The following is an 11,408-nucleotide window of genomic DNA, read 5'->3' as shown; positions in this document are numbered from 1 at the left end:
GGCGGATTTCATCGAGAAGCATCCGCAACTCTGGAACGAAGATATCGGCGAGTAAGGCACCATGAGCATCAACATCACCATGCCCGCGCTCTCTCCCACCATGGAAGAGGGCAAGCTCGCCAAGTGGCACGTCAAGGAAGGCGACAGCGTCTCCTCCGGCGACGTGATCGCCGAGATCGAGACCGACAAGGCGACGATGGAAGTCGAAGCCGTCGACGAGGGCAAGATCGGCAAGATCGTGGTCCCCGAAGGCACCGAGAACGTCAAGGTCAACGCGGTGATCGCGGTGATCCTCACCGAAGGCGAGACGGCTGCCGATGTGAAGACCCCGGCGCCGGCCGCTGCTCCCGCAGCCAAGACCCCCGAGCCCGCCAAGGCCGAAGCTCCGGCTCCCGCCGCGGCATCGGCTCCCGCAACTGCTCCCACACCGGCGGTGGCCAAGTCGGCTGCTGCTCCCGCCAGTAACGGTGCTCGCGTCTTTGCCTCGCCTTTGGCCAAGCGTCTCGCCAAGGAAGCCGGTATTGAGCTCGGCGCTATCTCCGGTTCCGGCCCGCACGGCCGCGTGGTCCGGTCCGACGTCGAAGCCGCCAAGTCCGGCAAGGCGCCGCTGAAGGCCGCTCCGGCGCCCACGGCAGCGGCTGCTTCCGGTGGCGCCGCTCTCGCCGGCGGCATGAGCAAGGCGCAGGTTATGGCCCTCTACCCAGAGGGCAGCTATGAGATCGTCCCCAACGACGGCATGCGCAAGGTCGTTGCGGCGCGCCTCACCGAGGCCAAGCAGACCATCCCGCATTTCTACCTGTCGCTCGACTGCAAGATCGACGCGCTGCTCGAAGCCCGCGAGCAGATCAATGCCGCCGCGCCGGTGAAGGACGGCAAGCCCGCCTATAAGCTCTCGGTCAACGATTTCGTCATGAAGGCCTGGGCCGCGGCGCTGATGAAGGTGCCGACCGCCAATGCCACCTGGGCGGGGGACTCGATCCTCTACCACAAGCATGCCGACGTGGCGGTTGCCGTGGCGGTGCCGGGCGGCCTGTTCACCCCGGTGGTCAAGGCCTGCGATACCAAGTCGCTGCGCCAGATCTCCGACGAGGTGAAGGATCTCGCCGGCCGAGCTCGTTCGAAGAAGCTGATGCCGCAGGAATACCAGGGCGGCACCTCGTCGGTATCGAACCTCGGCATGTACGGCATCAAGAACTTCCAGGCCGTCATCAACCCGCCGCATGGCACCATCCTTGCCGTCGGCGTCGGTGAAGAGCGCGTCTATGTCGAAAAGGGCCAGATCAAAACAGCGAGCTTCATGACCGTGACGCTCAGCTGCGACCACCGCGCCGTCGATGGTGCGCTCGGCGCCGAAGTGCTGGCGGCGTTCAAGGGCCTGGTCGAAAACCCGGTCATGATGCTGGCTTGAGGGCAGGGGCTTCACCATGAAGACCATCCTCGCCTTTGGCGACAGCCTGACGTTCGGCGCCAATCCGATTCCCGGTGGCCCGCGCCATCCCTATGAGGACCGCTGGCCGACGGCGCTCGAGCGGGCCCTCGGGGGCAACGCGCGAGTCATTGCCGAAGGGCTGGGCGGCCGCACCACCGTGCACAACGATGGCTGGGCCGCCGCCGATCGCAATGGCGCGCGGCTGCTGCCGACGCTGCTCGAGTCGCATTCGCCGCTCGACCTCGTGATCATCATGCTGGGCACGAACGATCTGAAGCCGTTCCACGGCCGCACCGCGCAGGAGGCCGCCAACGGCATGCGCCGGCTGGTGCAGATCGTCCGGGGGCACTACGTCAAGCCGACCGACGTGATGCCGAAAATCATCCTCGTGGCGCCGCCGCACATCCGCGACACCGATCACCCCGAGATGCTGCTGCATTTCGGCGAGGAGGCAATCGGACAATCGAAGCTTCTTGCCGAGTGGTACAAGCTGCGCGCCGATGAATACGGCACCGGATTCTTCGATGCCGCAACCGTCGCCGAAGCGCATCCGGCCGACGGCGTGCATCTCGACGCTGCCAATACCCGCGCCATCGGCGAGGGTCTCGCACCGCTGGTCAAATCCACCCTCGGGCTCTGACCCCTGGGTTTGGACAACAGACGAAAGGGAAGCCTGATGGCTGACTCATACGATCTCATCGTCATCGGCGCCGGTCCGGGCGGTTATATCGCGGCCATCCGCGCTGCACAGCTGGGGCTCAAGACCGCCATTGTCGAGCGCGAGCACATGGCCGGCATCTGCTCCAACTGGGGCTGCATCCCGACCAAGGCGCTGCTCCGCTCGGCCGAGATCTACGGCCATATGGGCCACGCCAAGGATTATGGCCTTTCGGCCGGCGAGTTCGGTTTCGACATCGCCGCCATCGTCGATCGCTCGCGCAAGATTGCCGGGCAGATGAACAATGGCGTGCAGTTCCTGATGAAGAAGAACAAGGTCGACATCATCTGGGGCGAGGCGCAGTTGACAGCGCCGGGCGAGATCGTGGTCAAGAAAATGACCAAGAAGCCGGTCGAGCCGCAGTGGCCGCAGCCGAAGACCGTTCTGCCCGAAGGTACCTACAAGGCCAAGCACATCATCATCGCCACCGGCGCGCGGCCGCGCGTCCTGCCCGGCATCGAGCCCGATGGCGAGAAGATCTGGACCTATTTCGAGGCGATGAAGCCGGCGAAGTTCCCGAAATCCCTGGTCATCATGGGCTCTGGAGCCATCGGCATGGAGTTCGCCTCGTTCTATCGCTCACTTGGCGCCGAGGTGACGGTGGTCGAGCTATTGCCGACCATCCTGCCGGTCGAGGATGTCGAGATCGCCGCGCACGTGAAGAAGCGCTTCGAAAAGCGCGGCATCAAGATTATCACCGACGCCAAGGTGGCCAAGGTCGACAAGACCAAGGACGGCATCACCGCCCATATCGAGCCCAAGACCGGCGACAAGCTGACGATTTCGGCCGATGCGCTGATCTCGGCCGTCGGCGTCCAGTGCAACACCGAGAATCTCGGACTTGAGAAGCTTGGCGTGAAGATCGAGCGCGGCGCCATCGTCATCGACAACTACGGCCGTACTAACGTGCCGGGCGTCTGGGCCATCGGCGACGTCGCCGGCCCGCCGATGCTGGCCCACAAGGCCGAGCACGAGGCGGTCATCACCGTCGAGACAATTGCCGGCCTCAAGGGCGTGCACGGCCTCGACAAGCTGAAGGTTCCCGGCTGCACTTATTGCGAGCCGCAGGTGGCGAGCGTCGGGCTGACCGAGGCCAAAGCCAAGGAAGCCGGCCGCGAAATCAAGGTCGGCCGCTTCCCGTTCGTCGGCAACGGCAAGGCCATTGCGCTCGGCGAGCCCGAGGGCCTGGTGAAGACCATCTTCGACGCCAAGACCGGCGAATTGCTCGGCGCCCACATGGTGGGCGCGGAAGTCACCGAGCTGATCCAGGGCTTCGTCGTCGCCATGGGCCTTGAGACTACCGAAGAAGAGTTGATGCACACCATCTTCCCGCATCCGACCCTTTCTGAGACCATGAAAGAGTCGGTGCTCGACGCATATGGTCGCGCGCTCAACATCTAGCAGGCGCGCGTAGCGGCCAAAAAGCTGAGAGTCGCGCGTCAGATGAACCACCCGGTACCACCCGAGGACATTCCGTTCATGTCGCCAGAAATCACCTCGCTGCTCATCTTTCTCGGCATCGGCCTCGTGGCGGGCTGGATCGCCAGCCTGATCCTCGGTGGCGGCGGCCTGTTGCGAAATCTGATCGTCGGCGTGATCGGCTCGGTGGTCGGCGCCTATCTGCTGACACTGGCCAAGGTGGAGCTGCCCATCGGCAATGCCCTGGTCAGCCAGATCGTCACCGCCACCATCGGCGCCATCGTGGTGCTGCTGGTGGCGCGGCTGATCACCAAATAGAGCGGACCCACCGGGGTTGAACCCGCCCTGTCGAGACGACATATCGACAGTGGGCTAAACAGGGGTAAGACAATGGGTCTGCCGGAAAAGCAGTTTGGGGGAGAGTTTCAGATGGGTCGTATGGATACGCGCTCGCTGGTCATCTTTCTCGTCATCGGACTCGTCGCTGGCTTTCTTGCCAGTCTCGTGGTCGGCGGCGGCGGGTTGATCACTTACCTGGTGAGCGGCGTCATCGGTTCGTTCGTGGGCGGTTATCTGTTCACTGCCCTCAATATCAACCTCGGCATCAAGAGCCCGATCGTCACGCAGATCATCACTTCGACGGTTGGTGCTATCATCGTTGTCATCATTGCCAGGCTCATTGCCGGCTAGGAACGCCTCTTGGTCACCCTGATCGATCGACTCGACACCCGCCCACGGCATCCGGAGAAGGCCAACCGGCCCGAGAACGAGATGCTGCGAAAGCCGGACTGGATCCGGGTCAAGGCGCCGGGCTCTCCCATCTACAAGGAGACCCAGCAGATCGTGCGCGAGAACGGTCTCGTCACCGTGTGCGAGGAAGCCGGCTGCCCCAATATCGGTGAGTGCTGGTCGAAGAAGCACGCCACCATGATGATCATGGGCGAGATCTGCACCCGCGCCTGCGCCTTCTGCAACGTGCGCACCGGGTTGCCGACTGCGCTCGATGCGATGGAGCCCGAGAAGGTCGCCAACGCGGTTGAAAAGCTCGGCCTCGCGCATGTGGTGATCACCTCGGTCGATCGTGACGACCTGTCGGATGGCGGCGCCGAGCATTTTGCTCAGGTGATCCGCGCCATTCGCGCCCGCACGCCCAAGACCACCATCGAGATTCTGACGCCGGACTTCCTGCGCAAGGAAGGCGCGCTGGAGATCGTCGTGGCGGCAAAGCCCGACGTGTTCAACCACAACCTCGAGACGGTGCCCTCCAAGTACCTGAAGGTTCGCCCCGGCGCCCGCTACTTCCATTCGATCCGCCTGCTGCAGCGGGTGAAGGAACTCGATCCGACCATGTTCACCAAGTCCGGCATCATGGTCGGGCTCGGCGAGGAACGGAACGAAGTGCTGCAGCTGATGGACGACCTGCGCTCGGCCGATGTCGATTTCCTGACCATCGGCCAGTACCTGGCGCCGACCAAGAAGCACCACCCGGTGCAGCGGTTCGTGACCCCCGAAGAGTTCAAGTCCTATGCCACCGTGGCGACGACCAAGGGCTTCCTCCTGGTCTCGTCCAGCCCGCTGACCCGTTCGTCGCACCATGCCGGCGAAGATTTCGAACAACTCCGCGCCAACCGGATGGCCAAACTCGCCCATGGCTGATCTCTTCCTTGAGCGGCATTCGCCGCATTTGCCGCAGCGCATGTTCGACCTGGTCTCCGATCTCGAGGCCTATCCGCGCTTCATCCCTAACTGCAAGGCGATGGAGGTGCGCGACGACGCCACCGGCGAGGGCATCCTGGCGCGCATGACCATCCAGTTCGGACCGATCACCCAGGCCTATACCAGCCGGGTGGTCGCCGACCCCGAGGCACTGACCATCACCGCCAAGGCGGTCGATGGGCCATTCGCCTATCTCGACAGCAAGTGGAGCTTCGAGCCGGAAGGCGAGGGGACCCGCATCCGCTTCGACATCGACTTCAAGATCGCCAACCCGCTGGTCGCCGCGGTCGCCGAGCCGGCCTTCGCCGCCAAGCAGACCGAGATCATCGACGCGTTCGAGGATGAGGCGGATCGGCGGTTTGGGTAGGGGCTAGTTTGCCGACGAGCCGCCACTTGAGGGTTCGGCGATCATCGTCGGGTGCAACGCGCTCTTCTTGCCTTCTCCCCTTGCGGGAGAAGGTGGCGCGCAGCGCCGGATGAGGGGTACGCGAAACGAAGTGTAGCGCGCTCTGAGCGAAGCGAAGAGCGATCCAGTACGCGGAGAGATACCCCTCATCCGGCCTTCGGCCACCTTCTCCCGCAAGGGGAGAAGGCGCCCAGCATTACCGTCAGGTGGCCCTACCCCTTCGCCGCCTTCAGCAGCAGCTTCAGCGCCTGCACCACGGTGGCGTGCCGGACCTCGTCGCGATTACCTGGGAACACCTTCTTCAAATGCGTGGTGCCATCCTCGGTCGCCACCGAGAAGTGCACCAGCCCGACCGGCTTGTCGGCGGTGCCGCCGGTGGGACCGGCGATGCCGGTGACGGCGATCGCCACATGCGTGCCGGCAGCGCCGATCGCGCCGTCCGCCATCGCCATCGCGACTTCCTTCGACACCGCGCCGAACTGCTTGAGCATGCCGAACGGTACGCCGATCATCGAGATCTTGGCCTCGTTGGCGTAACTGACGAAGCCGCCATAGACCACGTCGGACGAACCTGAGATCGACGTCAGGGCCCCGGCGATCAACCCGCCGGTGCAACTCTCGGCGGTCGCCACGGTCATCCCGGCGGCCTTGAGAGCGGCGATCGTTTCCTCGGCCATGGCGGCGATATCGTCGGGCAGCTTCATCTCAATCTTCCCTGGGCAGTTCGATGCTGGCGCTGGCCATGGCGACAATCCCTTCGCCGCGGCCGGTGAAGCCGAGCTGTTCGCTGGTGGTGGCCTTGATGGCGACACGGCTGGCGGAGATACCACAGGCGCCGCCAATCGCCGCCTTCATCGCCTCGACATGCGGCCCGACCCGTGGCGCCTCGCAGACAATGGTGATGTCGAGATTGACGATCCGGCCGCGCCGCTCGCCGACAAGCCCCGCGGCGTGCTTGAGGAAGATCGACGAGGCCGCGCCCTTCCACTGCGGGTCGGAAGGTGGGAAATGCTTGCCGATATCGCCTTCGCCGAGCGCTCCATAGATGGCGTCGGTCAACGCATGCAGCGCCACATCGGCGTCGGAGTGACCCTTGAGCTTGTGGGTGTGCGGGATTTCGACGCCGCCCAGCCAGACCGAGTTGCCGGTGTCGAACGGATGAACATCGAAGCCGGTGCCGATGCGGGTTTCCATGGCCGTCTCCTGACCCAACAGGCGCTCCGCGCGAGCGAAATCCTCGGGGTGGGTGATCTTGAGGTTATGCGTGCTGCCAGGCGTCAGCGCCACGCTGAGCCCGGCCCACTCGGCAATCGCCGCGTCATCGGTGAACTCGCGTGGCATCCGTCCGGCGCGCAGGTGAGCCGAGAGAATCTGCGGGTAACGAAAGCCCTGAGGGGTCTGCGCCGCGAACAAGGTCTTGCGGTCTTCGGTGGCGGTTACCGTGCGACCATCGACCGAGCGCTTGATGGTGTCGGTCACCGGCACGACGGGCAGGGCAGCCTCGCTGCCCTTCAGCGCCTCGATGACCCCGCTGATGACTTCCGCTGAGACCAGCGGTCGCGCTGCGTCCTGGATCAGCACGAGATCCGGCCGCCGGGGGCTCAGTGCCGTGAGGCCGGCCAGCACCGAAGCCTGCCGTGTTTCTCCACCGGTGACCGGCGGCAGCAGCCGCAGATCGACCAGCCCGAGTGCGGCGTAGCGGTCGACCTGTTCCGCGTGGATCACCGGCACGACCCAACTGATGTCGTCCCGCCCCAGAAATGCCGCGATGCTGCGGCTTAGCACCGGCGTGCCGGCGAGGTCGCGGTACTGCTTGGGGCTGGTGTCGCCGGCGCTGCTGGCGCGCTCGCCACGCCCGGCGGCGACCACGATTACGGCGATGGTTCTGGTGCCTGTCATTGTCGTTTCATATCGCGCCCCTACTGGCGCGGGCTTGGTCTACCGGCGCCTTTTCCCCGCAGCAAGCCCGGTGCCGAACATTGCGCAATCCGATGAGATATGTGGTTGCGCGCCGCCCGCTTTTGACTATTCTGCGGGCATTTCGTGGAAATGAGCAAATCTGGGGCAGGGTGTGTCTGATATTGCCTGCACATTGAGCATTGCTGGTCATAAGTTGCCGAACCGCGCCTTTCTGGCGCCGATGGCGGGGATCACCGACGCGCCGATGCGGAAACTCGCCGAGCGCTTTGGCGCCGGCCTTGTCGTCTCGGAGATGATCGCCAGCAACGCGCTGGCCACCAACAATGACGACATGGTGCGCCGCCTCAACAAATCCGGCGCGCTGCCGCATGTCGTGCAGCTCGCCGGCTGCGAAGCGCAGTGGATGCGGAAGGGCGCCGAGATCGCGTATGCGGCCGGCGCCGATATCATCGACATCAACATGGGTTGTCCGTCCAAGCGCGTCACCAATGGCTATGCCGGGTCGGCGCTGATGCGGGTGCCGGATGAGGCCTTGAAGCTGATCGACGCCGTCGTGGCCGCAACGCCCCTGCCGGTGACGGTGAAGATGCGCCTTGGCTGGGATGAAGACAGCCTCAATGCCGCCGACCTGGCGCGCCGCGCCGTTGATGCCGGGGCCCGGATGATTACCGTGCATGGCCGCACCCGGCAGCAGTTCTACAAGGGCGAGGCGCGCTGGCATCTGGTCCGCCCGGTAGTTGAGTCGGTGAACGTGCCGGTCGTCGTCAACGGCGATATCACCAGCATCGCTGCGGCGCGCGAGGCGCTCGAGCAGTCCGGCGCCGCCGCGGTGATGATTGGCCGCGGGGCGCAGGGGCAGCCCTGGGCCGTTGGCCAGATTGGCGCGCAACTGGCTGGCCGCGAGCCGCTGGCCGCACCAACAGGCGCGGCACTGGCCGAGCTGGTCGCCGAGCACTACGACGCCATGATGACGGATTACGGCACGCAGATCGGCGTTCGTGCGGCGCGCAAGCACCTCGACTGGTATCTCGAGGCCGCCAATATCGTGCTCGACAAGCCTGTCCGCAGCCAGTTGCTCAATGAGCTGGAGCCTGCCGCCGTGACGCGGATGATCGCCGATGTCTATGCCGGCGACTGGAGGCTCGCCGCATGAGCAAGGTTCCCCCGCCGGCCCTCAGCACTGCCGTGCTGCAGGCATTGCCGCAGCCTGTCATCGTCTGCACCGAAGACCGCACCATTGTCTTCGTCAACTACGCCGCCGAGGCATTCTTCGGCGCTTCGCAGAGCGTCCTGTCGCGCCAGCGGCTCGACGATCTCATCGCCTTTGGTTCGCCCATCATCGGCCTGATGCAGGCGGTGGCCGATCGCCGCGGCCCGATGACCGAGTATCGGGTGCGTGTCGGTTCCTCCCGCTTCTCCGATGTGGGCGACGATCGCATCGTCGATGTCTTCGCCTCGCCGCTCTCCGACGCGGATGGCCGCATTGCGCTCTTGTTCCAGGAGCGCACCATGGCCGACAAGATCGACCGGCAACTGGTCAGCCGTGGCGCGGCGCGTTCGGTCACCGGCCTTGCCTCGATGCTGGCGCACGAGATCAAGAACCCGCTCTCCGGCATCCGCGGCGCAGCGCAGCTACTGGAGCAGAGTGTCACGGCTGACGAGCTGCCGCTGGCCCGGCTGGTGCGCGACGAGGTAGACCGGATCGTCGACCTGATCGATCGGGTCGAGGTGTTCGGCGACGACCGCCCGATCGAGCGCGAGCCAATCAATATCCATGTCATCCTCGACCGGGTGAAGCTGCTCGCCAAGAACGGCGTCGCCAAGGGGATCTCCTTCCATGAGGAGTATGATCCGTCGCTGCCGCCGGTCGGCGGCAACCGCGATCAGCTTATCCAGGTGTTCCTAAATCTCGTGAAGAACGCGGCGGAAGCCCTTGAGCGGACACCGAAACCTGAGATCAGGTTCTCGACCGCGTTTCGCCCGGGCATCCGCATTTCGGTACAGGGTGTTTCCGAGCGCATTTCTCTGCCGCTCGAGATCGTCATCGAGGACAACGGCCCCGGCGTGCCGCCCGACATGGTGCCGATCCTGTTCGACCCGTTCGTCACCACCAAGGCCAACGGCTCCGGCCTTGGCCTCGCGCTGGTCGCCAAGATCATCGGCGATCATGGCGGCGTCGTCGACATGGACAGCCGCCCGGGGCGCACCCGCTTCCGCATCCTGCTGCCGGTCGCCGCCAAGAGCGCCGTCACCGAAACTGTCCCCGAAGAGGTTCCGGCTGAATGAGCCATACTATCCTGCTCGCCGACGACGATGCCGCGATCCGCATGGTGCTCAACCAGGCGTTGACCCGCGCCGGCTACGAGGTACGCCCCACCGGTAACCTCTCGACGATGTGGAACTGGGTGAGCCGCGGGGAAGGGGATCTGCTGATCACCGATGTGGCGATGCCGGACGGCAATGCCTTCGACATCATGCCCAAGATCAAGAAACTGCGCCCCGACCTGCCAATGGTGGTGATGAGCGCGCAGAACACCTTCATGACCGCGATCCGGGCCAATGAAGTCGGCGCCTACGAATACCTGCCAAAGCCCTTCGATATCACCGAGGTGCTCTCGGTGGTCGGGCGGGCGCTGGCCGACGCGAAGAAGACCTCTCCGGCCGAGAAGAAGGCAGACGAACCGGGCGAGACCATGCCGCTGGTCGGCCGCTCGCCGGCCATGCAGGACATCTATCGCGCCCTGGCGCGGCTGATGCAGACCGATCTGACGGTGATGATCACCGGCGAGAGCGGCACCGGCAAGGAGTTGGTGGCGCGGGCGCTGCACAATTTCGGCAAGCGCCGCAACGGCCCGTTCGTCGCCATCAACATGGCGGCTATCCCGCGCGACCTGATCGAAGCCGAACTGTTCGGACACGAGAAGGGCGCCTTTACCGGCGCCACCGCTCGCTCCTCCGGTCGTTTCGAGCAGGCCGAGGGCGGCACGCTGTTCCTCGACGAGATCGGCGACATGCCCATGGATGCCCAGACCCGGCTGCTGCGCGTGCTGCAGGAGGGCGAATACACCATGGTCGGCGGCCGCACGCCGATCAAATCCAACGTCCGCATCGTCGCGGCAACGCACCGCGATTTGAGCCAGATGATCCGCCAGGGTCTGTTCCGCGAGGATCTCTACTACCGGCTCAATGTCGTGCCGATCCGCCTGCCACCGCTGCGCGAACGCGTCGATGACATCAACGACCTGGTGCAGCATTTCCTGCGCGCCGCACAGCGCGAAGGCGAGCCGGTCAAGACCATCTCCGCCGACGCCATCCGGCTGATGCACAACTACTCCTGGCCCGGCAATATCCGCGAGCTTGAGAACCTGGTGCGTCGCCTGTCGGCGCTCTACGCCGACGAGAACATCTCGCTCGAAATCGTCCAGAGCGAGCTCAACCTCGCTGATCGGCAGCCGGTACAGACCGCCAGCGGTCCGGTGGACGTGTCGACCGCGGTCGAGACCCATGTCGCCCAGGTGCTGCGCGAGTACGAACCGAACTTGCCGCCGGCCGGGCTCTACCAGCGCGTGCTCGACCGGGTTGAGGCGCCATTGATCGCCATGGCGCTCAATGCCTGTGGCGGCAACCAGATCCGCGCGGCAGACCTGCTTGGCCTCAACCGCAATACCCTGCGCAAGAAGATCCGCGCCCACTCGATCGAGATCGTCAAGCAGTCGCGCCGACAGGGGTGATCGGCCGGCTGATACATCACATTGCCGAGGGCGTTGCACACGGCTGTTGCGAAAATACATCGACGGGGT

General features: G+C 64.9%; 12 protein-coding genes. 10 read left to right on the top strand and 2 right to left on the bottom strand.

Annotated features, from left to right (window positions below; translation table 11 throughout):
* The first annotated feature begins 61 nt into the window (after positions 1-61).
* From VGV07_RS10440 to VGV07_RS10410, 7 genes are all read left to right on the top strand, one after another.
* Complete coding sequence (locus tag VGV07_RS10440; protein ID WP_326868621.1) at positions 62-1,408, top strand: pyruvate dehydrogenase complex dihydrolipoamide acetyltransferase; 1,347 nt, start codon at positions 62-64, stop codon at positions 1,406-1,408.
* A 16-nt stretch (positions 1,409-1,424) separates the two neighbouring features.
* Positions 1,425-2,069 carry an SGNH/GDSL hydrolase family protein gene (locus tag VGV07_RS10435; protein WP_326868620.1) on the top strand — a complete coding sequence of 215 codons (645 nt, stop codon included), beginning with the start codon at positions 1,425-1,427 and terminating at the stop codon, positions 2,067-2,069.
* 36 nt (positions 2,070-2,105) lie between these two features.
* Complete coding sequence (gene lpdA, locus VGV07_RS10430) at positions 2,106-3,548, top strand: dihydrolipoyl dehydrogenase (RefSeq protein WP_326868619.1); 1,443 nt, start codon at positions 2,106-2,108, stop codon at positions 3,546-3,548.
* 78 nt (positions 3,549-3,626) lie between these two features.
* Positions 3,627-3,884, top strand: coding sequence for a GlsB/YeaQ/YmgE family stress response membrane protein (locus tag VGV07_RS10425; RefSeq protein ID WP_326868618.1), 258 nt, complete (start codon positions 3,627-3,629; stop codon positions 3,882-3,884).
* 120 nt (positions 3,885-4,004) lie between these two features.
* Positions 4,005-4,256 carry a GlsB/YeaQ/YmgE family stress response membrane protein gene (locus VGV07_RS10420; protein WP_273958093.1) on the top strand — a complete coding sequence of 84 codons (252 nt, stop codon included), beginning with the start codon at positions 4,005-4,007 and terminating at the stop codon, positions 4,254-4,256.
* Between the two features lie 9 nt (positions 4,257-4,265).
* On the top strand, positions 4,266-5,222 hold the full coding sequence (gene lipA / locus VGV07_RS10415) for a lipoyl synthase (RefSeq protein ID WP_326868617.1): 957 nt from the start codon (positions 4,266-4,268) through the stop codon (positions 5,220-5,222).
* Positions 5,215-5,649, top strand: a complete 435-nt coding sequence (locus VGV07_RS10410) for a type II toxin-antitoxin system RatA family toxin (protein WP_326868616.1) — start codon at positions 5,215-5,217, stop codon at positions 5,647-5,649. Before lipA ends, VGV07_RS10410 begins: the two co-directional genes overlap by 8 nt.
* 251 nt (positions 5,650-5,900) lie before the next feature.
* Here the strand turns inward: VGV07_RS10410 and VGV07_RS10405 are convergent, their stop codons facing one another.
* Together VGV07_RS10405 and VGV07_RS10400 are read right to left on the bottom strand one after the other, a co-directional pair.
* A complete protein-coding gene (locus VGV07_RS10405) occupies positions 5,901-6,392 on the bottom strand; it encodes a nicotinamide-nucleotide amidohydrolase family protein (protein ID WP_326868615.1) in 492 nt (163 codons plus the stop codon).
* A 1-nt stretch (position 6,393) separates the two neighbouring features.
* Positions 6,394-7,587, bottom strand: a complete 1,194-nt coding sequence (locus VGV07_RS10400; RefSeq protein WP_326868614.1) for a bifunctional 2-C-methyl-D-erythritol 4-phosphate cytidylyltransferase/2-C-methyl-D-erythritol 2,4-cyclodiphosphate synthase — start codon at positions 7,585-7,587, stop codon at positions 6,394-6,396.
* 172 nt (positions 7,588-7,759) lie between these two features.
* Here VGV07_RS10400 and dusB point away from each other — a divergent pair, with 172 nt between their 5' ends.
* From dusB to ntrC, 3 genes are read left to right on the top strand one after another with little or no spacing between them, the layout of a single operon-like run.
* Positions 7,760-8,761, top strand: a complete 1,002-nt coding sequence (dusB, locus tag VGV07_RS10395) for a tRNA dihydrouridine synthase DusB (RefSeq protein ID WP_326868613.1) — start codon at positions 7,760-7,762, stop codon at positions 8,759-8,761.
* Complete coding sequence (locus VGV07_RS10390) at positions 8,758-9,894, top strand: two-component system sensor histidine kinase NtrB (RefSeq protein WP_326868612.1); 1,137 nt, start codon at positions 8,758-8,760, stop codon at positions 9,892-9,894. Before dusB ends, VGV07_RS10390 begins: the two co-directional genes overlap by 4 nt.
* Entirely contained in the window at positions 9,891-11,339 is a 1,449-nt protein-coding gene (gene ntrC / locus VGV07_RS10385) for a nitrogen regulation protein NR(I) (protein ID WP_326868611.1), read from the top strand. Before VGV07_RS10390 ends, ntrC begins: the two co-directional genes overlap by 4 nt.
* Positions 11,340-11,408 lie beyond the last annotated feature (69 nt).

The organism is Devosia sp. (assembly GCF_035944845.1).
GTDB lineage: Bacteria > Pseudomonadota > Alphaproteobacteria > Rhizobiales > Devosiaceae > Devosia_A.
The sequence above is the reverse complement of the archived record's forward strand: the minus strand, read 5'-3'. Positions and strand labels throughout refer to the sequence as shown.

Bases quoted from the DNA above. Each gene is read 5' to 3' on its own strand.
- VGV07_RS10435 (WP_326868620.1), top strand. From the start codon at position 1,425: ATGAAGACCATCCTCGCCTTTGGCGACAGCCTGACGTTCGGCGCCAAT.
- VGV07_RS10420 (WP_273958093.1), top strand. From the start codon at position 4,005: ATGGATACGCGCTCGCTGGTCATCTTTCTCGTCATCGGACTCGTCGCT.
- VGV07_RS10425 (WP_326868618.1), top strand. From the start codon at position 3,627: ATGTCGCCAGAAATCACCTCGCTGCTCATCTTTCTCGGCATCGGCCTC.
- VGV07_RS10405 (WP_326868615.1), bottom strand. From the start codon at position 6,392: ATGAAGCTGCCCGACGATATCGCCGCCATGGCCGAGGAAACGATCGCC.
- VGV07_RS10390 (WP_326868612.1), top strand. From the start codon at position 8,758: ATGAGCAAGGTTCCCCCGCCGGCCCTCAGCACTGCCGTGCTGCAGGCA.
- lpdA (WP_326868619.1), top strand. From the start codon at position 2,106: ATGGCTGACTCATACGATCTCATCGTCATCGGCGCCGGTCCGGGCGGT.
- VGV07_RS10410 (WP_326868616.1), top strand. From the start codon at position 5,215: ATGGCTGATCTCTTCCTTGAGCGGCATTCGCCGCATTTGCCGCAGCGC.
- VGV07_RS10400 (WP_326868614.1), bottom strand. From the start codon at position 7,587: ATGACAGGCACCAGAACCATCGCCGTAATCGTGGTCGCCGCCGGGCGT.
- VGV07_RS10440 (WP_326868621.1), top strand. From the start codon at position 62: ATGAGCATCAACATCACCATGCCCGCGCTCTCTCCCACCATGGAAGAG.
- ntrC (WP_326868611.1), top strand. From the start codon at position 9,891: ATGAGCCATACTATCCTGCTCGCCGACGACGATGCCGCGATCCGCATG.